The organism is Streptomyces sp. NPDC094143 (assembly GCF_040303825.1).
Taxonomy (GTDB): Bacteria; Actinomycetota; Actinomycetes; order Streptomycetales; family Streptomycetaceae; genus Streptomyces.
The window spans coordinates 38,238-61,860 of sequence record NZ_JBEOTZ010000032.1; the positions used below are offsets into that span (position 1 = coordinate 38,238).

Genomic DNA, 23,623 nt, shown 5'->3' on the forward strand with positions numbered 1-23,623 from the left:
GCGACGACAAAACGGTGAGCGAACCGGACACCAGCGGCAGCACCCTCACCCAGGACACCACCGCCGACGGTGAGATCCTGCTGAAGGTGACCGGCCTGCAGAAGCACTTCCCGATCCGCAAGGGCCTGCTCCAGCGGCAGACCGGCGCGGTCCGGGCCGTCGACGGCATCGACTTCGAAGTCCGCAAGGGCGAGACGCTCGGCGTCGTCGGCGAGTCGGGCTGCGGCAAGTCCACCATGGGCCGGCTGATCACCCGGCTGCTCGAACCGACCGGCGGCACGGTCGAGTTCGAGGGCAAGGACATCACGCACCTGAAGACCGGCGAGCTGCGCCCCATGCGCCGCGACGTCCAGATGATCTTCCAGGACCCGTACTCCTCGCTGAACCCCCGGCACACGATCGGCACGATCGTCGGCGCCCCCTTCCGGCTCCAGGGCGTCGAGCCCGAGGGCGGAGTGAAGAAGGAGGTCCAGCGGCTGCTGTCGGTGGTCGGCCTCAACCCCGAGCACTACAACCGCTATCCGCACGAGTTCTCCGGCGGCCAGCGCCAGCGCATCGGCATCGCCCGCGCGCTCGCGCTCAACCCCAAGCTCGTGGTGGCGGACGAGCCGGTCTCCGCGCTGGACGTGTCGATCCAGGCCCAGGTGGTGAACCTGCTGGACGACCTCCAGCAGGAGCTCGGCCTGACGTACGTGATCATCGCGCACGACCTGTCGGTGGTCCGGCACGTGTCCGACCGGATCGCGGTGATGTACCTCGGCAAGATCGTCGAGCTGGCCGACCGCGACAAGCTCTACAAGTCGCCGATGCACCCCTACTCCAAGGCCCTGCTGTCGGCCGTGCCGATACCGGACCCCAAGCGCCGGGGCGTCAAGAGCGAGCGGATCCTGCTCAAGGGCGACGTGCCCTCGCCGATCGCCCCGCCGAGCGGCTGCCGCTTCCACACCCGGTGCTGGAAGGCCACGCAGATCTGCAAGACGACCGAGCCGCCGCTGGTGGAGCTGCGGGCCGGGCAGCGCGTGGCCTGCCACCACCCGGAGAACTTCGCGGACCAGCAGCCGCAGGACACCGAGCTGCTGTCCTCGGCGAAGGAGGTCGCCGTGGAGAACGGCGCGGCGCCCGTCGAGAAGTGACCCCACCCGAGCCCTCGCCCTCGCACCTCAGGGCGGGGGCTCACCCGTGGGGGAAAATGCACGGGTGCTCCAGCAACTCTTCAGTCCGTCCGTCCAGCACACGCTCGATCTGATCGGCATCTTCGTCTTCGCGATCTCCGGCGCCCTGCTGGCCGTGCGCAAGAACTTCGACGTCTTCGGCATGGCCGTCCTCGCCGAGGTGACCGCGCTGGGCGGCGGGCTCTTCCGCGACCTGGTCATCGGGGCCGTGCCGCCCGCCGCGTTCACGGACCTGGGGTACTTCCTCACCCCGCTGCTCGCCACCCTCCTCGTGTTCTTCCTGCACCCGCAGGTGGAACGCATCCAGGTCGCCGTGAACGTCTTCGACGCGGCCGGCCTCGGCCTGTTCTGCGTCGCCGGCACGATCAAGGCCTACGAGTACGGGCTCGGCCTGACCGCCTCGGCCGGCCTGGGCCTGACCACCGCGGTCGGCGGCGGTGTGCTGCGGGACGTCCTCGCCAACGAGGTGCCCTCGTTGCTGCGCTGGGACCGCGACCTGTACGCGGTCCCGGCGATCGTCGGCTCCGCCCTGGTCGCCCTGTGCATCCGCTACGACGCCCTGAACCCGTTCACCAGTGCCCTCGCGGTGATCACGGCCTTCGTACTGCGTCTGCTCGCGATGCGGTTCCACTGGCGAGCTCCGCGGGCGTGGCACCGGCGGTCGACGGTGAGCGAGGAGGAGCAGCCCGTCCTGCCGTGACGGGCCGGGCGCCCGTCTGCTGCGTCAGCCAGGTGAAGGCCGGCGCGATCTGCGGCCGCCACAGCGCCATGGTGTGCCCGCCGGCGCTCTTCGGAAGTTGTCCATGACCGTCTTCGGCATGTCGACGCTCAGCCAGCTGTCGGCGTTGACCGTGGCCGGGATGTTGGCGCAACCGGTGTCCACCCCGGCCGGCAGGTTGGTGCGGGGCGCGACCAGGATGAACGGGGCGACGCGGCCGTCCCGCATCGAGGGCTCCAGCTGCTCGTGCGCGCGCAGTGAGCCGAACCGGGCCTTCGCCGAGCCCGGATAGCCGGGCAGCAGCTCCACGACCGGGAACCGGTGGTGCCGGTGGGCCGGTTCGTCGCGGGGTGCAGAGGAACGGGGTCCCGGTGAGGCTCATGCCCCTACAGAGGGCGGAGGCGGCCGCGAGGTTCACGGACGAGTCGGGCACTTACCGGGAAGTTGTCCATGTCCCACCCGTGCGTGGCAGTCCGGGAGCTGCGCAAAGCTACCGCTTAGTAGTTGGTTCTTGTACTGTTCAGCCATGCCAGAAGCAGCCTCCGCCCCGGCCGTCCGGGCCGCGATCGGCGACAGCGAGTTCGACCGCGACACCGCTCTCACCCGCCGCGCGCCCGGCGTCTACGACATCGACCTCTCCGCCGGCTGGACGATCATCAGCGCCGTCAACGGCGGCTACCTGCTGGCCGTCCTCGGCCGGGCGCTCGCGGACGCCCTGCCGCACGCCGACCCCTTCACCATCTCGGCGCACTACCTGACCGCGTCGCAACCCGGCCCGGCGGTCGTCCGCACGGACGTCGTCCGCACCGGCCGCACCCTGTCGACCGGCCAGGCCTCGCTGTTCCAGTACGACGACGAGGGCCGCGAGGTCGAACGCATCCGCGTGCTCGCCTCCTACGGCGACCTGGACACGCTGCCCGACGACGTCCGCACCACGGCCCGGCCGCCCGCGATCCCGCCGATCGAGCACTGCTTCGGCCCCGAGGACGGGCCGGCCCCGGTCGAGGGCAGCTCGGCCATCACCGAGCGGCTGATGCTCAAGCTCGACCCGTCGACCCTGGGCTGGGCCCTCGGGCAGCCCTCCGGCAAGGGCGAGATGCGGGCCTGGTTCGGACTCAAGGACGGCCGCGACCCCGACCCGCTCTCCCTGCTGCTGGCGGTGGACGCCCTGCCGCCGACCGCCTTCGAGCTCGGCCTGAAGGGCTGGGTGCCGACCGTCGAGCTGACCGTGCACGTGCGGTGCCGTCCGGCGCCGGGCCCGCTGCGCGTGTCGATCGCCACACGCAACCTCGCCGGCGGCTTCCTGGAGGAGGACGCGGAGGTGTGGGACAGCGCCGACCGGCTGGTGGCGCAGTCCCGGCAGCTGGCGCGGGTCCGGCTCGGCTGAACCGCGCCGCGCCGACCCCTTCCGGGGCTCCGACGGGTGTCCGCTCGGGCTCCCGCCCATGTGCCTTCCAGGGCCGCTTCCGCCACCGAGGCGTCGGGAGCCCCGTCCGGTACGCCGGGCGGTGGGCAGGGCGGCCCCTGGGGCGGTCAGGGCGGTGGCTGCGGCGCCCCGGGCGGTGGCGGTCAGGCGCGGAACGGCGAAGCAGGCACCGGCCGGGTCGCGGTGCGGCCGGAAAGCGACGGGGGCGGCGTGCTCGCGAACGAGCGCGCCGCCCCCGGGCGTCATGCGGTACGGCTCAATCCAGCCAGTGGTGACGGCCGAGGCCGATCAGCCGCATCTGACGGGTCGCCACCCGGGCGACCTCCCGCTGCCGCTCCTCGCGTGCCTCCGGCGGCCCTTCCAGTGCCTCCAGGAAGAGCGACGCCGTGATCAGCATCTGGTCGACATACAGGTGCGCCAGCATCAGCAGGTCGTCCTCGCTCCAGCCCTCGGACACCGGGTCCTTGGCCAGCTCGTCCTTGACCTCCCCGGCGAACCGGGACAGTTGGTCCCGTATGGCCTCCCGCACCGGCTGGACTCCGCCGTGTCGTTCCCGCGCGATGAAGCGGACATGTGCGGGGTACCCGTCGACGTGACGGGCGATCAACTCGATGGCACGCGTGATGCGTTCCTCCTGGTCACCCGTCCCGGACACCGTCGTCCGGATCATCGGGTGCAGGCTGCCCAGCGCCTCCTCGACCAGGGCCACGCCCAGATCCGCCGTGGAGCGGAAGTGGCGGTAGAAGGCGGTCGGGGCGACACCGACGGCGCGGGTGACCTCGCGCAGCCCGAGGCTGCTCAGGCTCTGCTCCTCCAGCAGCCCCAGGGCCGCGTCCAGGAGTGCCTGCCGGGTCTTCTGTTTCTGGGCCTGCCGGATGCCGAGGGTGTGACTCATACCATGCAGTTAACAACTGTTCTCTGGAATTGGAAAGTCATGAGAGGCGCTAGCCTGGGAAGTCAGTGAACAAGTGTAACTACAACCGTTCACCGAAATTCTGGGGGCTGTTTCCCATGCTGTTCATCGTCGCCGCACTCCTGCTGCTGGGGTTCGTGCTGGGCACCGTGGCCCACGCACCGCTCGGCTTCTCCCTCGCCGCCGGTGCCGTCATCGCCGTCTGGCTCGGCATCTTCGCGGTGCGGGAGCGCAACCGCCGGCGCCACCCGCAGGCCCACTGACCACCGCGCCTCCGACCCGGGAGTCGATCATCATGCAGCTCACCGCCCCGGCCTCGCGCCGCACCGGCATCCGCGACACCGACGGCATGGCCGTCGCGTCCTTCGTCCTCGGCCTGCTCGGCCTGCTGGTCCTCAACGTCTTCCTCGGCCCGATCGCCATCGTGCTGGCGAGCGTCGCCCTGTGGCGCGGCACCGAGCGCCGCGGCCGCGCCCTGCTCGGTCTGGGCCTGGGCGTCGCCGACCTGCTGGTCCTGGCCGCCTTCGTGCAGTCCGACAGCACGATCTCCTGGAGCTTCTGAGCCGCCGTCGGCCGATCACGCGCCGGCCGGCCGGGGCCGGGCCCGGGGGCGACGGGCCACCGCCGCGCCGGACAGCGGTTCACGTTCGGCCAGCCTTGATCTCAGGCCCGCCGAAGGGGAGCCGTAGAATCGGGCTCACCATGGCTTACCTCGACCACGCCGCGACCACCCCGATGCTCCCGGAGGCGGTTGAGGCGTTCACCGCCCAGCTGGGTGCCACCGGCAACGCGTCCTCCCTCCACGCATCCGGCAGGCAGGCCCGCCGCACCGTCGAGGAGGCCCGCGAGACCCTCGCCGAAGCCCTCGGCGCGCGCCCCAGCGAGGTCGTCTTCACCTCGGGCGGCACGGAGGCCGACAACCTCGCCGTCAAGGGCCTGTACTGGTCACGCCGCGACGCCGACCCGGCCCGCACCCGCGTCCTCGCCAGCCCCGTCGAGCACCACGCCGTCCTCGACGCGGTGCACTGGCTCGGCGAACACGAGGGCGCCACCATCGAGTACCTGCCGGTCGACGCCCACGGCCGGGTCCACCCGGACACCCTGCGCGAGGCCATCGCCCGCAACCCCGGCGACGTGGCCCTCGCCACCGTCATGTGGGCGAACAACGAGATCGGGACGATCCTGCCGATCCGCGAACTGGCCGACGTCGCCGCGGAGTTCGCAGTTCCGCTGCACTCCGACGCCGTGCAGGCCTTCGGCCAGGTCCCCGTGGACTTCACCGCCTCCGGACTCGCCGCGATGACCGTCTCCGGCCACAAGATCGGCGGCCCCTACGGCATCGGCGCGCTGCTCCTCGGCCGCGAGCACACCCCCGTCCCCGTCCTGCACGGCGGAGGTCAGGAGCGGCACGTGCGCTCCGGCACCCTGGACGTGCCCGCCATCGCCTCCTTCGCCGTCGCCGCGCGGCTGGCCGCCGAGCAGCGCGAGTGGTTCGCCCGGGAGATCGGCGCCCTGCGCGACGCCCTGGTGGCCGCCGTCCGCTCGGCCGTACCCGACGCGATCCTCGGCGGCGACCCGGATCCCGAAGGGCGCCTTCCGGCCAACGCGCACTTCACCTTCCCCGGCTGCGAGGGCGACTCCCTGCTGCTCCTGCTCGACGCCCAGGGCATCGAGTGCTCCACCGGCTCCGCGTGCACCGCCGGCGTCGCCCAGCCCAGCCATGTCCTCCTCGCCACCGGCACCGACCCCGACCTGGCCCGCGGCACCCTCCGCTTCTCCCTCGGCCACACCTCCACCGAGGCCGACATCGAGGCCCTGGCCAAGGCCATCGGCCCGGCGGTGGAACGAGCCCGGGCGGCGGGACTGACGTAACGCCCGGCGCGTGCGACGGGGCGTGCGGCGGTCCGCGGGGCCCTTGCCGGGGGCCGGGCCCGGGCGGACACACTCCGGACCTGAACGCCAGCAGGTCTTCACCCTGCTCGCCGCTGTGATCCACCTCGTCGAGGGTGCCTGGAGCGCTTCCTCCACCACCGCCCGGCGGTCCCGCTCTTCCTCCCTGTGACACCGGCCGGCGGGCCGGTCAGGCGGGCGTCGTGCGTGCCCGGCGCACCAGCCGCATGTACTTGTCCCAGTCCCAGTGCGGCCCCGGGTCCGTGTGGTCCGTGCCCGGGACCTCCACATGGCCGATGATGTGCTCGCGGTCCACGGGAATGCCGTACCGCGCGCATATCCGGGCGGTCAGCCGCGCCGAGGCCTCGTACATCTCGTCCGTGAGGTCCTGCGGGCGGTCCACGAAGCCCTCGTGCTCGATGCCGACGCTGCGCTCGTTGTAGTCGCGGTTGCCCGCGTGGTACGCCACGTCCAGCTCGCGGATCATCTGCGTCACGTGCCCGTCCTGGCGGACGACGTAGTGCGTGGCCGCCTTGTGCCCGGGGTCCCGGAAGGCCTTCACCGCGCTGTCGAAGCTGCCCTGCGTGACATGGACGATCACCATGTCTATGCCGAAGTCGTCGGGCCGGTCCGCGCGCCGCCAGTTCGCGTCGGACGCCGCCACCCAGCGCGCGCCCGCGAAGTCGACCTCGCCCTCCTTGCGCGGCTTCTCCACGCCCGGGGTGCGCCACCACAGCCGCCCCAGCTCGTCCCGGGCCAGCACGGCCGTGCCCGCCGCGGCCGCCGCACCGCCGATCAGCAACGCGCGGCGCCCGACCTTCCGGTCGCCGTCCCTCGGAGCCTTCCGCTGTCCCATGTGATCGTCAACGGATACTCGCCGGTCCTGGTTCCCGCGCCCCCTTACCCTGGAGGGGTTATGACTGACACCCCGCAGCGCCCCCGCCCCCTCCGCGTCCTGGCCGCCATGTCCGGCGGCGTCGACTCCGCCGTCGCCGCCGCCCGCGCGGCCGAGGCGGGCCACGACGTGACCGGCGTCCACCTCGCGCTCTCCGCCAACCCCCAGTCCTTCCGCACGGGCGCGCGGGGCTGCTGCACCATCGAGGACTCGCGTGACGCCCGCCGCGCCGCCGACGTCATCGGCATCCCGTTCTACGTGTGGGACCTCGCCGACCGCTTCCGCGAGGACGTCGTGGAGGACTTCGTCGCCGAGTACGAGGCCGGCCGCACCCCCAACCCCTGCCTGCGCTGCAACGAGAAGATCAAGTTCGCCGCCCTGCTCGACAAGGCGCTCGCGCTCGGCTTCGACGCGGTCTGCACGGGCCACTACGCCAAGGTGATCGTCCGCGAGGACGGCACCCGCGAACTGCACCGCGCCTCCGACATGGCCAAGGACCAGTCCTACGTCCTCGGCGTGCTCGACGACCGGCAGCTCGCCCACGCGATGTTCCCGCTCGGCGACACGGTCACCACCAAGGACGAGATCCGCGCCGAGGCCGAGCGGCGCGGGCTCGCGGTCGCCAAGAAGCCCGACTCGCACGACATCTGCTTCATCGCCGACGGCGACACCCAGGGCTTCCTGGCACAGCGGCTGGGCAGGGCCGAGGGCGACATCGTCGACGAGGCCGGCAACAAGCTCGGCACCCACGAGGGCGCGTACGGCTTCACCATCGGCCAGCGCAAGGGACTGCGCATCGGCACGCCCGCCGCCGACGGCAAGCCCCGCTACGTCCTCGACATCTCCCCGGTGAACAACACGGTGACGGTCGGCCCGGCCGACGCCCTCGACGTCACCGCGCTGCGGGCGATCAGGCCGCGCTGGTGCGGTGCCGCCCCCACCGGCCCCGGCACGTACACGGCCCAGCTGCGCGCCCACGGCGGCGAGACCGAGGTGACCGCCGAGGTCGTCGACGGCACCCTGGAGGTCACCTTCACCGAGCCGGTCCGCGGCGTGGCCCCCGGCCAGGCGATCGTCCTGTACGACGGCACGCGCGTGGTGGGCTCGGCGACGATCGCCTCGACCACGAGGGCGACGGCGGGCGTCGCCTGACCCCGGCCCCGCTCCCGCCCGAGGCGGCTCCACGCGTGCGTAGAGCCGTGCACAGGACAGGCCTCTCAGCCCCGGCTGAAGAACTCCGTCAGCACCGGCGCCAGCACGTTCGGCTCCACCATGTGCGTCTGGCCCTGGAGCGTGCGGTACGACCCGTCGGGGACGCAGTCCGCGATGGCCCGGGCCGCCTCGCGCAGCCAGGCCGGGCTCGCGTCGCCCGCCACCGCCAGGGTGGGCACGCCGACCGAGGCCAGCCGCTCCCGGGGGACCCGGCCGTCACCCATGACGGCGTCGTCGTAGGCGAGGCTCGGGGCGAGCGTCTCCATGCCCGCCCACATGGGGGACTGACGGGCGTTGCGGATCACGCTCTCGGCCAGGCCGGTCAGCCGCAGGAACAGTTCCACCGCGTCCCCGCGCCGCCCCTCACCGAGCGCCTCCGTCAGCCCCCGGGTGTACTCCGCGCGCTCCCTCGCGCCCTCTCCCGACATCGTGAACGGCGTCTCGTACACGGCCACGCGCCGCACCGGCAGCCCGCTCGCCGCCGCCTCCAGGGCGAGCGCGCCACCGGAGGAGATGCCGTACAGCAACGCCTCGCCGCCCACCGCCTCGATCACCGCCGCCAGGTCCTCGACCTCGCGCTCCACCGCGTAGGGCGCGGTGTCTCCGCTGGCACCGCGGCCCCTGCGGTCGTACACGACGGCCTGGAAGCGCTCCGACAGCGACACCGCCAGCGGCGCCAGCGTGCCGCCCGTCGACATCGCGCCGCTCACCAGGACGACCGCGGGGCCCCGGCCGGTGCTCTCGTAGGCGATGCGGGTGCCGTCCCGCGAAAGGGTCTTCTTGTCCATGCCTGTCGAGACTGCCGCACCGCACGGTGATCCTGGGTGAGGCGGGCCGTGCGTCAGCCGATCACGTCACTTCCACGTCGTAGAAGCACAGGTGGTCCTTGATCCCGGCGACGGCCGGCTTGGGGTCCGGATACGCCCAGACGAGGTCGGCCGCCCCCGGCAGCGACCAGTAGGACGCGGTGCCCTTGAAGGGGCAGTACGTCTGCGTGCCGGACGGGGTCAGCAGGTCCAGGCGCACGTCCTCGGGCGGGATGTAGTACCGCTCCGGACAGCCCGTCTCCCGCAGGAGCAGTGGCCGGTCGCTCTCCGCGAGGACCTGCCCGTCGCGCACCACGCGCACGTGCCGCTCGCTCCGTTCGACGGTGATGCGGTGCCCTGTCGTCACGATCGCCCTCCTCGGGTAGCCGGCTCATGCGATACAGCGCAGGCTGAAGCCGAGTTCTTCCCCCGACCCGCAGGAGGCCGAGATGCGCGCCACGGAACCGGCCAGAAACCGCAGCAGCCTGGTCCACCAGCTCCGGTACGCCCTGCGCCACCCGGAACGGGTGCCCGCGCACGCCCGGCGCCTCCTGCGGGACGCCCTGCTGCGGCTGCGCCACCGCGACCACATCGCGTACTACCGGGCCGTGATGGCCTCGGACGCGGCCCGCAGCGCGGAGGCGGCCGTGGGACACAACCCCTCGCGCGAGGCGTGGACGCGCATCGGGCGCATGCAGTTCGAGTACCTGGTGGGGCACGGCCTGCGGCCGCACCACCGCATGCTGGACATCGGCTGCGGCAACCTGCGGGCCGGCCGGCTGTTCATCGACTACCTCGACACCGGCCACTACTACGGCATCGACATCTCGCCGCACATCCTGCTGGCCGCCCAGGACACCCTCGTCGCCGACAAGCTCCAGCCCAAGCTGCCCCACCTCACCCTCGCCGACGATCTGACCTTCGACTTCCTGCCCGACGCGCACTTCGACGTGGTGCACGCGCACAGCGTCTTCTCGCACTCGCCGCTGCCCGTCATCGAGGAGTGCTTCGCGCACGTCGGGCGGATCCTCGCGCCCGGCGGGTTCTTCGACTTCACGTTCGACCGCACCGAGGGCGAGGAGCACCAGGTGCTGCACGAGGACTTCTACTACCGGACGCGGACCCTGACCGACCTCGCCGCGCGGCACGGCCTGGACGCCCGGTTCATGGACGACTGGGAGCGGCTGCCGCACCGCCAGTCCAAAATGCGCCTCACCACGGCCGCCGACCCGGCCCGTACGGTGGGTCCATGAACATCTGTGTCTTCCTCTCCGCCGCCGACCTCGACGAGCGCTACACCCGGCCCGCGCGGGAGTTCGCCGAGCTGCTCGGCAAGGGCGGTCACACGCTCGTGTGGGGCGGCTCCGACGTCGGCCTGATGAAGGTCGTCGCCGACGGCGTGCAGGAGGCGGGCGGCCGGCTGGCCGGCGTCTCCGTGCGGTTCCTCGCCGCCAAGGCCCGCCCGGGTGTCGACGAGATGGTGATCGCCGAGGACCTCGCCGAGCGCAAGCGGCTGCTGCTGGAGAAGGCCGACGCGGTGGTCGTCATGGTCGGCGGGACGGGCACGCTCGACGAGGCGACCGAGATCCTGGAGCTGAAGAAGCACGGGCACACCGACAAGCCGGTGGTCCTGCTCAACACGGCGGGCTTCTACGACGGCCTCAAGGAGCAGTTCCGCCGCATGGAGGACGAGGGCTTCCTGCCCCGCCCGCTGACCGACCTGGTCTTCTTCGCGGAGGAGCCGGTCGGGGCGCTGGCCTACCTGGAGGAGAGCCGGGGCATCGCCTGACCGCCTGTGATGCGAGCATGGCGGGCATGGCTACTCATGTGATCACCGGGGCCGGATCCGGCATCGGCGCGGCCGTGGCCCGCCGCCTGCACGCGCGCGGGGACGAGCTCGTGCTGCACGCGCGTGACGCGGCCCGCGCGAAGGAGCTGGCGGCCGGCTTCCCCGGCGCCAGGACCCTGGTCGGCGACCTGACGGACCCCGACAAGCTCTCCTGGGCCTTCTCCCACCAGTCCCTGCCCGACCGGGTCGACTCGCTGCTGCACATCGCCGGCGTCGTCGACCTCGGCCCGGTCGGCGAACTCACCCCGAAGACCTGGCGCCACCAGCTCAACGTCAACCTCGTCGCCCCCGCCGAGCTGACCCGCCACTTCCTGCCCCAGCTGCGCGCCGCCCGCGGCCACGTGCTCTTCGTCAACTCCGGCGCCGGCCTCAACGCCCACGCCGACTGGTCCGCCTACGCCGCCTCCAAGCACGGGCTGAAGGCCCTCGCCGACGCGCTGCGCCATGAGGAGCACGGCAACGGGGTGCGGGTCACCTCGGTCTACCCCGGCCGCACGGCCAGCCCCATGCAGGCCAAGGTCCACCAGCAGGAGGGCAAGGAGTACGACGCCTCGAAGTGGATCGACCCCGAGTCGGTGGCCACGACGATCCTGATGGCCCTGGACCTGCCGCGCGACGCCGAGGTCAACGACCTGACGGTGCGGCCGGGCGCCTGACCCCGGCACCCGTTCACTAGGCTGTCGCGGTGAGCGAAAACAGCCAGTTCAGGTTCGGTGCGGCCACCGGTGTCGGCTCCCTGCCCGGAGGTGACGCCCGGGAGGCCGCCAAGACCGCCACCGGGACCTTCGAGGACTTCCCCTTCCTGCCCGAACTGCCCGCCCGGGGCCCCGGCGCGGACATGATCGGCCGGACCGCCGGAATGCTCGTCGAGCTGTACGCGCGCGTGGAGCCCAGCGGCTGGCGGCTCGGGGACCGGCCGGGGCGGGACACCAAGCGGGCCCGCTCCTGGCTCCGCGAGGACCTCGACGCGCTGGAGGAGCACACCCAGGAGTACCAGGGGCCACTGAAGGTCCAGGCCGTCGGCCCCTGGACCCTCGCCGCCAGTCTGGAGCTGCGCAACGGCGAGGCGGCCCTGTCCGACGCCGGCGCCTGCCGCGACCTGGCCGCCTCCCTCGCCGAGGGACTGCGCCAGCACCTCGCCGAGGTGCGGCGGCGCGTCCCGGGCGCGCAGCTCGTGCTCCAGCTCGACGAGCCCTCCCTGGCCGCCGTGCTGCGCGGCCGGGTGAAGACCGCCAGCGGTTACCGCACCCACCGGGCCGTCGACCGGCAGATCGCCGAGCAGACGCTGCGCGACCTCGTCGGGACGCACCCCGACGGCCCGGTCGTCGTCCACTCCTGCGCCCCGGACGTCCCGTTCGCCCTGCTCCGCCGGGCGGGTGCGGCGGCCGTCTCGTTCGACTTCTCCCTGCTCACCGAGCGTGACGACGAGGCGATCGGCGAGGCGGTGGAGGGCGGCACCCGGCTGTTCGCCGGCATCGTCCCGTCCGTGGAGGGACCATTGTCAGACCCTGCCGGTAGCGTCATGGGTGTCAGGACGCTGTGGCGCAGGCTGGGGCTGTCTCCGGGGCATCTCGCGGAGGCGGTCACCCTCACCCCGGCGTGCGGACTCGCGGGGGTCTCCCCGGGGTACGCGCGCCAGGCTCTCGCCCACTGTGTCAGGGCGGCGAGATCCCTCGCGGACAACCCAGAGTAACGGGAGGACGACACGGTGGCCGGCGACAAGCAAGCGGAGACGACGACGGTGCCCGCCGAGGCACGGGAGAAGCACGCGCGCCTCGCGGAGCAGATCGAGGAGCACCGCTTCCGCTACTACGTGAAGGACGCTCCCGTCGTCAGCGACGCGGAGTTCGACCAGCTGCTGCGTTCCCTGGAGGCGCTGGAGGAGGAGCACCCGGAGCTGCGCACGCCGGACTCGCCGACCCAGAAGGTCTCCGGGTCCTACGAGACGGAGTTCACGGCGGTCGCCCACCGCGAGCGCATGCTCTCGCTGGACAACACCTTCAACGACGACGAGATGGCCGCCTGGACGGAGCGCATCGCCAGGGAACTGGGCGAGCAGGACTACCACTTCCTGTGCGAGCTGAAGGTCGACGGCCTCGCCGTGAACCTCACCTACGAGCACGGCCGCCTCACCCGCGCGGCGACCCGCGGCGACGGCCGCACCGGCGAGGACATCACGCCGAACGTGCGGACGATCGCGGAGATCCCCGACCGCCTCAAGGGCGACGACGTCCCCGACCTCGTGGAGATCCGCGGCGAGGTCTACTTCCCGATGGAGAAGTTCCAGGAGCTCAACGCCCGCCTCGTCGAGGCCGGCGACAAGCCCTTCGCCAACCCGCGCAACGCGGCCGCCGGTTCCCTGCGCCAGAAGGACCCCCGCGTCACCGCCACCCGCCCCCTGCACATGGTGGTCCACGGCATCGGTGCCCTGGAGGGCTTCACCGGCCTGACCCGCCTCTCCCAGGCCTACGACCTGCTCAAGACCTGGGGCCTGCCCACCTCGCGGCACAACAAGGTGGTCGACGGCCTGGAAGGCGTACGGGAGTTCATCGCCCACTTCGGCGAGAACCGCCACTCCGTGGAGCACGAGATCGACGGCGTGGTCGTCAAGCTCGACGAGATCCCCCTCCAGGGCCGCCTCGGCTCCACCTCGCGCGCCCCCCGCTGGGCGATCGCGTACAAGTACGCCCCGGAGGAGGTCAACACCAAGCTGGTCAACATCCGCGTGGGCGTGGGCCGCACGGGCCGGGTCACCCCGTACGCCCAGGTCGAGCCGGTCACGGTCGCCGGCTCCGAGGTCGAGTTCGCCACGCTGCACAACCAGGACGTGGTCAAGGCCAAGGGCGTCCTCATCGGCGACACGGTGGTGCTGCGCAAGGCCGGTGACGTCATCCCGGAGATCCTCGGCCCCGTCGCCGACCTGCGCGACGGCAGCGAGCGCGAGTTCGTGATGCCGAGCGAGTGCCCCGAGTGCGGCACCCCGCTGCGGCCGATGAAGGAGGGCGACGTCGACCTGCGCTGCCCCAACGCCCGTACCTGCCCGGCCCAGTTGCGCGAGCGCCTGTTCTACCTCGCGGGCCGCAAGGCGCTGGACATCGAGCACTTCGGCTACGTCGCCGCGGCCGCCCTCACGGCCCCGCTGGAGCCGAAGACCCCGCCGCTGGCGGACGAGGGCGACCTGTTCGACCTCACCGTCGAACAGCTGCTGCCCATCAAGGCGTACGTCCTCGACCAGGACAGCGGCCTGCCCAAGCGCGACCCGAAGACCGGCGAGGAGAAGGTCGCGACGGTCTTCGCCAACCAGCAGGGCGAGCCCCGCAAGAACGCGCTCGCCATGCTGGAGAACATCGCCGCGGCCAAGGAGCGCCCCCTAGCCCGCATCCTCACGAGCCTGTCGATCCGTCACGTCGGGCCGGTCGCGGCCGAGGCCCTGGCCCGCGAGTTCCGCTCGATCGAGCGCATCGACCAGGCCACGGAGGAGGAGCTGGCGGGCACCGAGGGCGTCGGGCCGACCATCGCCGCCTCCCTCAAGCAGTGGTTCGCCGAGGACTGGCACCGCGAAATCATCCGTAAGTGGAAGGCCGCGGGCGTCCGCATGGAGGCGGAGAGCACCGGCGCGGACGAGGGGCCGCGCCCGCTCGAAGGCCTCACGGTCGTCGTCACGGGCACCCTCGAACACTTCACGCGGGACGGCGCCAAGGAGGCCCTGCAGAGCCGCGGGGCGAAGGTGACCGGTTCCGTTTCGAAGAAGACGTCGTTCGTCGTCGTGGGGGACAGCCCCGGATCGAAGTACGACAAGGCGATGCAGCTGAAGGTTCCGGTTCTGAACGAGGACGGTTTCGGGGTCCTGCTGGAGCAGGGGCCCGAAGCGGCGGCCGAAGTCGCCCTTTCGTCCGAGGAGTAGCGGTTGAAGGCCACCCGTTCGGCGCATACCAGATGCATACGGGTGGCCGGGGCGCATTCGGGCAACCGTCGGCGACCGCCGCCCGTGGAAGCCTTCCGCGGCCTACTGTTGAGATGTGCGCCTGCCGTGCCCGGCTGCGGTCGGGGCATCTTCGTGCTCGCGCGGAGTACGGGGAAGGGATTTCCGACGCGGGGCGTTGAGTTTGTCGGGCACCGGGCCGCGGGGCGTGGGCACCGCCGGCTGTGAGAGGGACGGGAATGGAACCGACCGAGAGCGCCGAGCCGGGCTCACGGCTGCGCCGTGTGGCGGTCGCATGGCGCGCAGTGCGTGGGACCGGGCGGCCGGCGGGGCATCCGGGCAACCAGGCGCGCGCCGTCGGACAGTACACCGCGGACGGACGCGCCGCCGCCGGGCGCGCCGCCGCGGACGACCGCCGCACCGCACAGCCGGCCGGCGAGCGTCCCCCGGCAGCGACCGGCGCCGGGCCGGACGCGGACACCGAACGGCACCCGTCCTGGCCCGTGCTGCCCGCGGCGATCGTCGTGGCGGCCGGGTTCGTCCTGGGCGCCGGCTTCTACCGTGCCTTCACCGACGGGCACGCCCTCTTCCCGTCGGGCACCACCGGCTGGGCGCTGGCCCTGCTGACCGGCGTCATCGTCGGCCACCTCGTCATGCTCGGCCGCTCCCGCTGGTGGGGCGGCACCGGCTCGGGCGCCGCCCTCACCCTCGCCGTGCTGCTGCTGTACGGCTGGCTGCCGGCCGGGATGGTCAGCCTCACGGTCGTCGTGCTGGTCGGCATAGCCCGCCGCAACCGCTGGCGCCAGGGTGTGCTGCACGGGGCGGTCGACCTCCTCGGGATCGGCGCCGGCGCCCTGGTGCTGGCCGCCTTCGGCACGGTGCCCTCCGTCGAGTCCCCCACGGACCCCGGGGCCTGGACGCTCGCCACCGCGCCCGAGGTGGCCCTGGTCGCCGTCGCCTACCTCGCCGTCACCCGCGTCCTGCTCTGGTATCTGCACGCCCCGCGCTCCGGTTTGCCCACCGTCGCCCGCACCGCCCTGGTCAGACACGGCCTGGTCGCGGTCGCGCTGCTGGGCATCGCGCCGCTGGTGTGCGTGGTGGCCGTGGCCAAGCCGATCCTGCTGCCGCTGTTCTCCATCCCCCTCATCGCCCTGGACTCCACGCTGTGGATAGCCCGGGCCCGGGCCGAGGAGCAGCTGCGCGACCCGCTCACCGGGCTGCCCAACCGTCAGTGGCTGCTGGAGCGCATCTGGACCGCGCTGGACGACGCCGAGCGGATCGACGCCCGCGCCGCCCTGATGCTGATCGACCTCGACCGGTTCCGGTCGGTCAACGACACCCTCGGTCATCTGGCCGGTGACCGGCTGCTGCTGCAGATCGCGGACCGGCTGCGGGTGGCGCTGCCGCGCGGGGCGGAGGCCGCGCGGCTCGGCGGGGACGAGTTCGCCGTCTTATTGCCGGTCGCCGACTCCACGACGTCCGCGACCCGCATCGCACGCCAGCTGGTCACCGCGCTCAGCTCCCCCCTCGACCTCGACGGCCTCACGCTGGTCCTGGAGGCCAGTGCCGGAGTCGCCGTCTTCCCCGACCACGCACTCGACGCCGAAGGACTCCTGCGCCGGGCGGACGTGGCGATGTACCAGGCCAAGCGGGACCGCACCGGCGTCGAGGTGTACGAGTCCAAGCGCGACTCCAACACCCCCGACCGGCTCGGTCTGCTGGGCGATCTGCGCCGGGCGCTCGACGCGCACGAGGTGCACCTGCACTACCAGCCCAAGGTCCGCTTCGACGGACAGGTCGCGGGCCTCGAGGCCCTGGTCCGCTGGGTGCACCCGGAGCGGGGCAAGGTGCCGCCGGACGAGTTCATAGCGATCGCCGAGTCCTCGGGCCTGATGCCCCACCTCACCGAGTACGTTTTGGAGACCGCGCTCGGGCAGGTCGCCCGCTGGCGCGCCCAGGGCCTGTTCGTGCCGGTCGCGGTGAACGTCTCCCCGCGTGACGTGCACACGCCCGGCTTCGCCGGCTCGGTCGCCGCCCGGCTGGCCCGGCACGGCGTGCCCGCGGGAGCGCTCCAACTGGAGATAACGGAACACGTCCTGCTGGAGGACCCGCAGCGCGCCGCCGACACGCTCAACGGGCTGACCGCGCACGGCGTGAAGATGTCCCTGGACGACTTCGGCACGGGCTACTCCTCCCTGGTGCACCTGCGCCGGCTCCCCGTCAGCGAGCTGAAGATCGACCGCTCCTTCGTGGCCCGGCTGGTGCTCGACCACGAGGACGCGGAGATCGTGCGCTGCACGGTCGACCTCGCGCACTCCCTCGGGCTGCTCGTCGTCGCCGAGGGCGTCGAGGACGACGAGACCTGGGAGCGTCTGCGCGACCTCGGCTGCGACGCCGTGCAGGGCTGGCTGGTCGCCGCCGCGATGCCGCCCGAGGAGACCACGGCCTGGCTCCGCGCCCGGGGACCGCGGGGATGGCAGCGGCCGCGCGCCGCACTGCCCGCGGCGACGGCCGACGAGTGACCTCCCGCCCGCCGCTCCGCCCGTCCCGCCCGCCCGCTTGGCCGAGCGGCTCGTGCGGCAGATGACGCGGCCGGGGCGCTCAGTCCGTGCCCTGCGGCACGAAGTGGCCGATCAGCAGTGCCAGCCGTCGCTCGTGTGCCTCCTCGGGCAGCCGGCCGCTGCGCATCAGGGTCACCAGCCCGTGCAGCCCGGCCCAGTACGTCTCCGTCAGCAGCGCCGTGTCCTCGCCCTCGGCGGCGATCGGCCGGACCGCCAGCAGTAGTTCGTTGAACGCGTCCTGGAGGGCCGCCGGCGCCTCGGGCGTGGCGAACGGCAGGTCCACGGCGAGCGTGAACATCACGTCGTAGAGGGCGGGCCGCCGCCGGGCGAAGGCGGTGTACGCCCCGCCGACCGCCGCCAGTGCCTCCCGGGCGCTTCCGGCCGCCGTGCGTGCCGCCCGGAGCTCGTCGGCCAGATCCGCGCAGCCCTGTACGGCCACGGCCGCCATGATGGCGCTCTTGCCCTTGAAATGGCTGTAGAGGACCGGCTGGCTGTACTCGATCTCCTCGGCGAGCCGGCGCGTGGTCACCGCGTCCCAGCCCTCCGTCTCCGCCAGCTCCCGTGCGGCCGTCACGATCAGCCGCTCGCGTTCGGCTCGTTCGCGCTCCCGGCGCGTCTGGATCGTCATGACGGAATGCTAGCACCGCTAGAAATGCTGCCGATGCTCTGATAGCTTCGCTCGCGTTCCTAGCAGTGCTAGATACGCACATCGAGGAGAGACATGACCGTCACCGCGTACACGCTGGCCGTCGGGCTCAACCTGTTCTGCCTGTTCCTCGGCTACCGGTTCCTGTTCCGCCCCGCCCCCGCCGCCGCCGGCTACGGCGTACCGGCCGAGCCCGGCGGGGACGCCGGCGCCTACCTGGCGATCAAAGGCCTGCGGGACGGCACCCTCGGGCTGGTCGGGCTGGCGCTGCTGGTGTTCGTGGGAGCCCGTGCCGAGGCCTGGTTCCTGCTCGCCGTCGCGCTCGTGCCGCTCGGCGACACCCTGATCGTGCTGCGTCACGGCGGCGCGAAAGCGGTGGCCTTCGGGATCCATTTCGCCACCGCGGTCGTCGTCCTGATCGGTGCGGGACTGCTCTTCGCGCTCTGAGAGCCGCCGTCCCCCGCCCGCCCCGCGCGAACCCGGCAAACCGTTTCACGGGCACGGCCCCCCGCCCCATAGGATTGGGCCACACCACATTCACTCACCCCAGAGGATCGCTGCATGCCTGGCATCACGCGCGAGGAGGTCGCCCACCTCGCCCGGCTGGCGCGTCTGGAGCTGAAGCCCGAAGAGCTCGACCACTTCGCGGGACAGCTGGACGACATCATCGGCGCGGTCGCCCGCGTCAGCGAGGTCGCCGACCAAGACGTACCGCCGACCTCGCACCCGCTCCCGCTGACGAACGTCATGCGCCCGGACGAGGTCCGTCCCTCGCTCACCCCCGAGCAGGCGCTCTCCGGCGCCCCGGCCCAGGAGCAGCAGCGTTTCAAGGTGCCGCAGATCCTGGGGGAGGACTAAGACCGTGACGGACATCATCAAGCTCACCGCCGCCGAGACCGCCGCGAAGATCGCCTCCGGCGAACTCACGGCCGTCGAGGTCACCGAGGCCCACCTCGCCCGCATCGAGGCCGTCGACGAGAAGGTGCACGCCTTCCTGCACGTCGACCGCGAGGGCGCTCTCGCCCAGGCGCGTGCCGTCGACGAGAAGCGGGAGCGCGGCGAGAAGCTCGGCCCGCTCGCCGGCGTCCCCCTCGCGCTGAAGGACATCTTCACCACCGAGGGCATCCCGACGACCGTCGGCTCGAAGATCCTCGAAGGCTGGATCCCGCCGTACGACGCGACGCTCACCAAGCGGCTGAAGGCCGCGGACGTGGTCATCCTCGGCAAGACCAACATGGACGAGTTCGCCATGGGGTCCTCCACCGAGAACAGCGCCTACGGCCCGACCGGCAACCCCTGGGACCTGACGAAGATCCCCGGCGGCTCCGGCGGCGGCTCCTCCGCCGCGCTGGCCGCGCACATGGCGCCCCTGGCCATCGGCACGGACACCGGCGGCTCCATCCGCCAGCCCGCCGCGGTCACCGGCACGGTCGGCGTGAAGCCGACCTACGGCGCGGTGTCCCGGTACGGCATGGTCGCCTTCTCGTCCTCCCTGGACCAGGGCGGCCCCTGCGCCCGCACGGTCCTCGACGCGGCCCTGCTGCACGAGGTCATCGCCGGACACGACCCGCTCGACTCGACGTCCATCGACGCCCCGGTCCCGCCGGTCGTCGAGGCCGCCCGCAACGGCAGCGTCCAGGGCATGCGCGTCGGCGTCGTCAAGCAGTTCCGCGGCGAGGGCTACCAGGCCGGCGTCATCCAGCGCTTCGACGAGTCCGTCGAGCTGCTCAAGGAACTGGGCGCCGAGATCGTCGAGCTGGACTGCCCCTCCTTCGACCTGGCGCTGTCGGCGTACTACCTGATCGCGCCGTCCGAGTGCTCCTCCAACCTCGCCCGTTTCGACGGCCTGCGCTACGGCCTGCGGACCGGCGACGACGGCACGCACTCGGCCGAGGAGGTCACCTCCCTGACCCGCGAGGCCGGTTTCGGCCCCGAGGTCAAGCGCCGCGTCATGCTCGGCACGTACGCGCTCAGCTCCGGCTACTACGACGCGTACTACGGCAGCGCCCAGAAGGTCCGCACGCTCATCAAGCAGGACTTCGACAAGGCGTTCGAGCAGGTCGACGTGATCGTCTCCCCGACGACCCCGACCACCGCCTTCGCCATCGGCGAGCGCGCCGACGACCCCATGGCGATGTACCTCGCCGACCTGTGCACCATCCCGACCAACCTGGCGGGCAACGCGGCCATGTCGCTGCCGTGCGGCCTCGCCCCGGAGGACAACCTCCCGGTCGGTCTGCAGATCATCGCCCCCGTCATGAAGGACGACCGCCTCTACAAGGTGGGCGCCGCCGTCGAGGCAGCCTTCGTGGAAAAGTGGGGCCACCCGCTGATCGAGGAGGCTCCGTCGCTGTGAGCGCACTGTCCAAGGCCAAGGGCTTCAAAAAGTCCAGGTCCGGTCTGTACATCTCGATGGCCACGTCGGCGTTCGGCGCCGTCGGGGTCTACAAGCAGATCAAGAAGGCCCGCGGAGACAACGACACGCTGCGGCTGCTCGACGCCGTCATCACCGGCGCGGCCGTCGTCACCAACCTGGCCATTCTCTACCGCGAGCTGAAGCAGCTGGGCGACGACGACGTTCTGCTGGGCTGAGAGGGAACCTTCACCGTGACCACCACGACCGACCTGGTGTCGTACGAGGACGCACTCGCGTCGTACGACCCCGTCATGGGCCTCGAGGTCCATGTCGAACTCGGCACCAAGACCAAGATGTTCTGCGGCTGCTCGACCGCCCTCGGCCAGGACGCCAACACCCAGACCTGCCCGGTCTGCCTCGGCCTGCCCGGCGCGCTCCCGGTCGTCAACGCGACCGGCGTCGAGTCCGCCATCAAGATCGGCCTCGCGCTGAACTGCGAGATCGCCGAGTGGTGCCGCTTCGCCCGGAAGAACTACTTCTATCCGGACATGCCGAAGAACTTCCAGACCTCCCAGTACGACGAGCCGATCGCCTTCAACGGCTACCTCGACGTGCAGCTGGAGGACGGCGAGACCTTCCGCGTGGAGATCGAGCGCGCCCACATGGAGGAGGACACCGGCAAGTCGACCCACGTCGGCGGTGCCACCGGCCGCATCCACGGCGCGTCCCACTCCCTGCTGGACTACAACCGCGCCGGCATCCCGCTCATCGAGATCGTCACCAAGCCGATCGAGGGCGCGGGCGAGCGGGCGCCCGAGGTCGCGCGGGCCTACGTCCGTGAACTGCGCGAGGTCATCCGGGCGCTCGGCGTCTCCGAGGCCCGCATGGAGATGGGCCAGATGCGCTGCGACGTGAACCTGTCGCTGCGCCCGCACGGCACCGAGAAGTTCGGCACGCGTTCGGAGACGAAGAACGTCAACTCGCTGCGGTCCGTGGAGCGCGCGGCCCGCTTCGAGATCCAGCGGCACGCGGCCGTGCTCTCCTCCGGCGGCACGATCGTGCAGGAGACCCGGCACTTCCACGAGGACACGGGGTCGACGACCTCGGGCCGCGTGAAGGAGGAGGCCGAGGACTACCGGTACTTCCCGGAGCCCGACCTGGTGCCGGTCGCCCCGTCCCGCGAGTGGGTCGAGGAGATCCGCGCCGGCCTGCCCGAGCTGCCGCTGGTCCGCCGCAACCGGCTCCGCGAGGAGTGGGGCATCAGCGGCACCGACATGCAGGCGATCCTCAACGCCGGTGCGCTGGAGCCGATCGTCGCCACCATCGAGGCCGGGGCCGACGCGGCGTCCGCCCGCAAGTGGTGGATGGGTGAGCTGGCCCGCAGCGCCAACGAGTCGGGCAAGGCGCTCGACGAGCTGGCGATCACGCCGGCGCAGGTGGCCCGGGTCACCGAGCTCGTCGCGAAGGGCGACCTGAACGACAAGCTGGCCCGTCAGGTCATCGAGGGCGTCCTGGCGGGCGAGGGCACCCCCGACGAGGTCGTCGACAAGCGCGGTCTGAAGGTGGTCTCCGACGAGGGCGCCCTCACCGCCGCCGTCGAGGAGGCCATCGCCGGGAACCCGGCCATCGCGGACAAGATCCGCGGCGGCAAGGTGGCCGCGGCCGGCGCCCTGGTCGGCGCGGTCATGAAGGCGACCCGGGGACAGGCCGACGCGGCGCGCGTCAAGGAACTGATCCTGGAGAAGCTGGGCGTCAGCGAGGGCTGAGCCCACGCGGACGCGACACAGGGGGGATGCGCCGGACCCGGCGCATCCCCCCTGTCACGTCCTACGGGCGGCGCCCCACGATCCGGACGAAGCCCAGCGTGCGGCCCTGGTCCAGGCGCAGCATCTCGGCCGACCGGCCGGCCATCTCGACGTGCCACGGGTCCGTGTGCTCGTCGGCGACGACCTCGCACCAGCGCAGCCAGTCGTGCCAGCCGTCCTCCAGCCAGTCCGCGGTCTCCACCTCCACGGCCCCGCTGCGGGTCCAGTGGCGGCGCCACCAGGCGGCGGTGTGGAAGCACCAGAACGCGGGCTCCCAGTACGGCGTGAGGTGCTCCGGCGGCTCGACGCCGTCGATCTCCTCACGCAGCGCCGGCACGACGACGCCGATCCGCCCGCCGGGCCTCAGCAGCCGCGCCAGCTCGGGCAGGTACAGGTCGTCGGTGCCGAAGTACTGGTAGGCGTCGACGGAGACGATCGCGTCGAAGCTGTGCGCGCCGAACGGCAGGGCGTGCGCCTCGGCGAGCACGGGCAGGACGCGGTCGGCGACGCCCGCCTCGGCGACGCGCCCGGCGTTCTCGTTGGGCTTGACCCACAGGTCGGCGGCGGTGACCCGGGCGTCGTACTCCTTGGCCAGGAAGATCGAGGTCATGGCGCGTCCGCAGCCCAGGTCGAGCACGTGCGAGCCGGGGCTCAGGGTGTCGAGCCCCAGGGCCGGGGCCAGCCACTCCAGCAGCCACAGCGCGTGCGGGCCCATCTGGTTGTCGACGGTCCAGCGGGCGTCGTAGCCGTTGCTGCGCGGGTAGCCGGGGTGGCTCACACGGTCAGCGAGGGGGTCGTTCGAGGTCCGGGAAGTGATGTCCGGCATCGGTGAACGGGCTCCTTGAGTCCTTGAGGAAGAAGGGGGATGCGTCGGAGCTCGGTCGGACCGTCAAACAATGCACCTGCTTCGGCCGGGCGGCGGGAGGCCGCGGGCGTTCCTCGGACCCGCGGACGCTAACAGGCCCACGACAGGCCCCGCACCTGGGTTTTCCGGCCGACGCGCTACCGTCTCGGCCATGAGTGGACGCGCTGATTCCGACACCGACCCGGAGATAGCGGGCCCGGAGACGGCCGTCGAGCAGGACGACCCCGCAGAGCCGCCGGAACAGGACGACGCCGAAGACCGTCCGGAGGGCGCCCGCCGGGCCCGCTGGACCGCCGTCGGCACCGGAGCCGCCCTGACCCTCGCGGGCCTGGCCGCCGCACTGCTCCGCCTCACCGGCTCCGCACCGGCCCTCGCCCCGGCCGCGTACGCCGCCGGGGCCGCCGTGTGCGCGGCCGCCGCCGTCCTGGGCTCCCGGGGCCGCACCCGGCGCGCGCTGTGGCTGCTGATCGGGGGCGCCATGGTCATGGCGGTGGGGGACCAGTTCGACTGATCGCGACGGACCGCGACCGCTGTGAACAACCCCACAAACCGACAAACGATCTCGTTCGCCTGTAAGAGTGGCCATG

25 protein-coding genes and 1 pseudogene are annotated in these 23,623 nt (G+C 72.2%); 19 read left to right on the forward strand and 7 right to left on the reverse strand.

The annotated features are described in order from the left end of the window. The first annotated feature begins 14 nt into the window (after positions 1–14). Together ABTZ58_RS31285 and ABTZ58_RS31290 are read left to right on the forward strand one after the other, a co-directional pair. Complete coding sequence (locus tag ABTZ58_RS31285; protein WP_351364073.1) at positions 15–1,133, forward strand: ABC transporter ATP-binding protein; 1,119 nt, start codon at positions 15–17, stop codon at positions 1,131–1,133. A 64-nt stretch (positions 1,134–1,197) separates the two neighbouring features. After that, positions 1,198–1,872, forward strand: coding sequence for a trimeric intracellular cation channel family protein (locus ABTZ58_RS31290; protein WP_094056288.1), 675 nt, complete (start codon positions 1,198–1,200; stop codon positions 1,870–1,872). Here ABTZ58_RS31290 and ABTZ58_RS31295 read toward each other — a convergent pair. After that, positions 1,763–2,232, reverse strand: a pseudogene (locus ABTZ58_RS31295) (hypothetical protein); the annotation flags it as partial. The gene ABTZ58_RS31290 and the pseudogene ABTZ58_RS31295 overlap by 110 nt on opposite strands. Before the next feature lie 184 nt (positions 2,233–2,416). On the opposite strand from ABTZ58_RS31295, the gene ABTZ58_RS31300 reads away from it, so the two are divergent. Continuing rightward, positions 2,417–3,277, forward strand: coding sequence for a thioesterase family protein (locus ABTZ58_RS31300; RefSeq protein WP_351363946.1), 861 nt, complete (start codon positions 2,417–2,419; stop codon positions 3,275–3,277). A 295-nt stretch (positions 3,278–3,572) separates the two neighbouring features. Here the strand turns inward: ABTZ58_RS31300 and ABTZ58_RS31305 are convergent, their stop codons facing one another. After that, the gene (locus tag ABTZ58_RS31305; protein ID WP_351363949.1) at positions 3,573–4,211 is read right to left on the reverse strand and encodes a TetR family transcriptional regulator; all 639 of its coding nucleotides are present in this window, start codon (positions 4,209–4,211) and stop codon (positions 3,573–3,575) included. Between the two features lie 116 nt (positions 4,212–4,327). Here ABTZ58_RS31305 and ABTZ58_RS31310 point away from each other — a divergent pair, with 116 nt between their 5' ends. The 3 genes from ABTZ58_RS31310 to ABTZ58_RS31320 all read left to right on the forward strand — a co-directional run bounded on the left by ABTZ58_RS31310 (position 4,328) and on the right by ABTZ58_RS31320 (position 6,101). Beyond that, positions 4,328–4,492, forward strand: coding sequence for a hypothetical protein (locus ABTZ58_RS31310; RefSeq protein ID WP_351363952.1), 165 nt, complete (start codon positions 4,328–4,330; stop codon positions 4,490–4,492). A 32-nt stretch (positions 4,493–4,524) separates the two neighbouring features. Beyond that, on the forward strand, positions 4,525–4,791 hold the full coding sequence (locus tag ABTZ58_RS31315; protein ID WP_309094406.1) for a DUF4190 domain-containing protein: 267 nt from the start codon (positions 4,525–4,527) through the stop codon (positions 4,789–4,791). A 140-nt stretch (positions 4,792–4,931) separates the two neighbouring features. Further along, the gene (locus tag ABTZ58_RS31320; protein WP_351363955.1) at positions 4,932–6,101 is read left to right on the forward strand and encodes a cysteine desulfurase family protein; all 1,170 of its coding nucleotides are present in this window, start codon (positions 4,932–4,934) and stop codon (positions 6,099–6,101) included. Positions 6,102–6,309: 208 nt separating this feature from the next. Here ABTZ58_RS31320 and ABTZ58_RS31325 read toward each other — a convergent pair whose 3' ends face one another. Then, positions 6,310–6,975, reverse strand: coding sequence for an N-acetylmuramoyl-L-alanine amidase (locus ABTZ58_RS31325; protein ID WP_351363958.1), 666 nt, complete (start codon positions 6,973–6,975; stop codon positions 6,310–6,312). A 60-nt stretch (positions 6,976–7,035) separates the two neighbouring features. Between ABTZ58_RS31325 and mnmA the strand changes: the two genes are divergently transcribed. Then, positions 7,036–8,166 (forward strand): tRNA 2-thiouridine(34) synthase MnmA, encoded by a 1,131-nt coding sequence (gene mnmA, locus ABTZ58_RS31330; RefSeq protein WP_351363961.1) that lies wholly within the window; start codon positions 7,036–7,038, stop codon positions 8,164–8,166. A 65-nt stretch (positions 8,167–8,231) separates the two neighbouring features. Here mnmA and ABTZ58_RS31335 read toward each other — a convergent pair whose 3' ends face one another. After that, positions 8,232–9,014 carry an alpha/beta fold hydrolase gene (locus tag ABTZ58_RS31335; protein WP_351363964.1) on the reverse strand — a complete coding sequence of 261 codons (783 nt, stop codon included), beginning with the start codon at positions 9,012–9,014 and terminating at the stop codon, positions 8,232–8,234. 61 nt (positions 9,015–9,075) lie between these two features. Next, entirely contained in the window at positions 9,076–9,399 is a 324-nt protein-coding gene (locus ABTZ58_RS31340) for a DUF427 domain-containing protein (RefSeq protein WP_309094401.1), read from the reverse strand. A gap of 82 nt (positions 9,400–9,481) precedes the next feature. On the opposite strand from ABTZ58_RS31340, the gene ABTZ58_RS31345 reads away from it, so the two are divergent. The 6 genes from ABTZ58_RS31345 to ABTZ58_RS31370 all read left to right on the forward strand — a co-directional run bounded on the left by ABTZ58_RS31345 (position 9,482) and on the right by ABTZ58_RS31370 (position 17,325). Beyond that, complete coding sequence (locus ABTZ58_RS31345; RefSeq protein WP_351363969.1) at positions 9,482–10,285, forward strand: class I SAM-dependent DNA methyltransferase; 804 nt, start codon at positions 9,482–9,484, stop codon at positions 10,283–10,285. After that, complete coding sequence (locus tag ABTZ58_RS31350) at positions 10,282–10,821, forward strand: LOG family protein (RefSeq protein WP_351363972.1); 540 nt, start codon at positions 10,282–10,284, stop codon at positions 10,819–10,821. Before ABTZ58_RS31345 ends, ABTZ58_RS31350 begins: the two co-directional genes overlap by 4 nt. A gap of 26 nt (positions 10,822–10,847) precedes the next feature. After that, the gene (locus ABTZ58_RS31355) at positions 10,848–11,537 is read left to right on the forward strand and encodes an SDR family oxidoreductase (RefSeq protein ID WP_351363975.1); all 690 of its coding nucleotides are present in this window, start codon (positions 10,848–10,850) and stop codon (positions 11,535–11,537) included. Positions 11,538–11,566: 29 nt separating this feature from the next. Next, positions 11,567–12,574 carry a methionine synthase gene (locus ABTZ58_RS31360; protein WP_351363978.1) on the forward strand — a complete coding sequence of 336 codons (1,008 nt, stop codon included), beginning with the start codon at positions 11,567–11,569 and terminating at the stop codon, positions 12,572–12,574. Positions 12,575–12,589: 15 nt separating this feature from the next. Next, complete coding sequence (gene ligA / locus ABTZ58_RS31365) at positions 12,590–14,785, forward strand: NAD-dependent DNA ligase LigA (RefSeq protein WP_351363981.1); 2,196 nt, start codon at positions 12,590–12,592, stop codon at positions 14,783–14,785. Positions 14,786–15,042: 257 nt separating this feature from the next. Beyond that, on the forward strand, positions 15,043–17,325 hold the full coding sequence (locus ABTZ58_RS31370) for a putative bifunctional diguanylate cyclase/phosphodiesterase (protein WP_351363984.1): 2,283 nt from the start codon (positions 15,043–15,045) through the stop codon (positions 17,323–17,325). Between the two features lie 79 nt (positions 17,326–17,404). Here the strand turns inward: ABTZ58_RS31370 and ABTZ58_RS31375 are convergent, their stop codons facing one another. Beyond that, a complete protein-coding gene (locus tag ABTZ58_RS31375; protein WP_351363987.1) occupies positions 17,405–17,992 on the reverse strand; it encodes a TetR/AcrR family transcriptional regulator in 588 nt (195 codons plus the stop codon). A 93-nt stretch (positions 17,993–18,085) separates the two neighbouring features. On the opposite strand from ABTZ58_RS31375, the gene ABTZ58_RS31380 reads away from it, so the two are divergent. The 5 genes from ABTZ58_RS31380 (at position 18,086) to gatB (ending at position 22,132) form a co-directional block, all read left to right on the forward strand. Further along, on the forward strand, positions 18,086–18,457 hold the full coding sequence (locus ABTZ58_RS31380; protein WP_351363990.1) for a DUF4267 domain-containing protein: 372 nt from the start codon (positions 18,086–18,088) through the stop codon (positions 18,455–18,457). Positions 18,458–18,571: 114 nt separating this feature from the next. Then, on the forward strand, positions 18,572–18,868 hold the full coding sequence (gene gatC, locus ABTZ58_RS31385) for an Asp-tRNA(Asn)/Glu-tRNA(Gln) amidotransferase subunit GatC (protein ID WP_031117542.1): 297 nt from the start codon (positions 18,572–18,574) through the stop codon (positions 18,866–18,868). Positions 18,869–18,872: 4 nt separating this feature from the next. Continuing rightward, entirely contained in the window at positions 18,873–20,366 is a 1,494-nt protein-coding gene (gatA, locus tag ABTZ58_RS31390; RefSeq protein WP_351363994.1) for an Asp-tRNA(Asn)/Glu-tRNA(Gln) amidotransferase subunit GatA, read from the forward strand. Then, complete coding sequence (locus ABTZ58_RS31395) at positions 20,363–20,602, forward strand: hypothetical protein (protein WP_351363997.1); 240 nt, start codon at positions 20,363–20,365, stop codon at positions 20,600–20,602. The genes gatA and ABTZ58_RS31395 overlap by 4 nt, the downstream gene beginning before the upstream one ends. Positions 20,603–20,617: 15 nt before the next feature. Beyond that, positions 20,618–22,132, forward strand: coding sequence for an Asp-tRNA(Asn)/Glu-tRNA(Gln) amidotransferase subunit GatB (gatB, locus tag ABTZ58_RS31400; RefSeq protein ID WP_309094392.1), 1,515 nt, complete (start codon positions 20,618–20,620; stop codon positions 22,130–22,132). 61 nt (positions 22,133–22,193) lie between these two features. On the opposite strand, the gene ABTZ58_RS31405 is transcribed toward gatB, so the two are convergent. Further along, positions 22,194–22,997, reverse strand: a complete 804-nt coding sequence (locus ABTZ58_RS31405; protein ID WP_351364000.1) for an SAM-dependent methyltransferase — start codon at positions 22,995–22,997, stop codon at positions 22,194–22,196. A gap of 190 nt (positions 22,998–23,187) precedes the next feature. On the opposite strand from ABTZ58_RS31405, the gene ABTZ58_RS31410 reads away from it, so the two are divergent. Then, complete coding sequence (locus ABTZ58_RS31410) at positions 23,188–23,547, forward strand: hypothetical protein (RefSeq protein ID WP_351364003.1); 360 nt, start codon at positions 23,188–23,190, stop codon at positions 23,545–23,547. The last annotated feature ends 76 nt before the right edge of the window (positions 23,548–23,623 follow it).

Bases quoted from the DNA above. Each gene is read 5' to 3' on its own strand.
- ABTZ58_RS31355 (WP_351363975.1), top strand. From the start codon at position 10,848: ATGGCTACTCATGTGATCACCGGGGCCGGATCCGGCATCGGCGCGGCC.
- ABTZ58_RS31300 (WP_351363946.1), top strand. From the start codon at position 2,417: ATGCCAGAAGCAGCCTCCGCCCCGGCCGTCCGGGCCGCGATCGGCGAC.
- ABTZ58_RS31370 (WP_351363984.1), top strand. From the start codon at position 15,043: ATGGAACCGACCGAGAGCGCCGAGCCGGGCTCACGGCTGCGCCGTGTG.
- ABTZ58_RS31325 (WP_351363958.1), bottom strand. From the start codon at position 6,975: ATGGGACAGCGGAAGGCTCCGAGGGACGGCGACCGGAAGGTCGGGCGC.
- ABTZ58_RS31315 (WP_309094406.1), top strand. From the start codon at position 4,525: ATGCAGCTCACCGCCCCGGCCTCGCGCCGCACCGGCATCCGCGACACC.
- ABTZ58_RS31405 (WP_351364000.1), bottom strand. From the start codon at position 22,997: ATGCCGGACATCACTTCCCGGACCTCGAACGACCCCCTCGCTGACCGT.
- ABTZ58_RS31380 (WP_351363990.1), top strand. From the start codon at position 18,086: ATGACCGTCACCGCGTACACGCTGGCCGTCGGGCTCAACCTGTTCTGC.
- ABTZ58_RS31320 (WP_351363955.1), top strand. From the start codon at position 4,932: ATGGCTTACCTCGACCACGCCGCGACCACCCCGATGCTCCCGGAGGCG.
- ABTZ58_RS31375 (WP_351363987.1), bottom strand. From the start codon at position 17,992: ATGACGATCCAGACGCGCCGGGAGCGCGAACGAGCCGAACGCGAGCGG.
- mnmA (WP_351363961.1), top strand. From the start codon at position 7,036: ATGACTGACACCCCGCAGCGCCCCCGCCCCCTCCGCGTCCTGGCCGCC.
- ABTZ58_RS31345 (WP_351363969.1), top strand. From the start codon at position 9,482: ATGCGCGCCACGGAACCGGCCAGAAACCGCAGCAGCCTGGTCCACCAG.
- ABTZ58_RS31310 (WP_351363952.1), top strand. From the start codon at position 4,328: ATGCTGTTCATCGTCGCCGCACTCCTGCTGCTGGGGTTCGTGCTGGGC.
- ABTZ58_RS31335 (WP_351363964.1), bottom strand. From the start codon at position 9,014: ATGGACAAGAAGACCCTTTCGCGGGACGGCACCCGCATCGCCTACGAG.
- ABTZ58_RS31350 (WP_351363972.1), top strand. From the start codon at position 10,282: ATGAACATCTGTGTCTTCCTCTCCGCCGCCGACCTCGACGAGCGCTAC.
- ABTZ58_RS31305 (WP_351363949.1), bottom strand. From the start codon at position 4,211: ATGAGTCACACCCTCGGCATCCGGCAGGCCCAGAAACAGAAGACCCGG.
- ABTZ58_RS31410 (WP_351364003.1), top strand. From the start codon at position 23,188: ATGAGTGGACGCGCTGATTCCGACACCGACCCGGAGATAGCGGGCCCG.
- gatC (WP_031117542.1), top strand. From the start codon at position 18,572: ATGCCTGGCATCACGCGCGAGGAGGTCGCCCACCTCGCCCGGCTGGCG.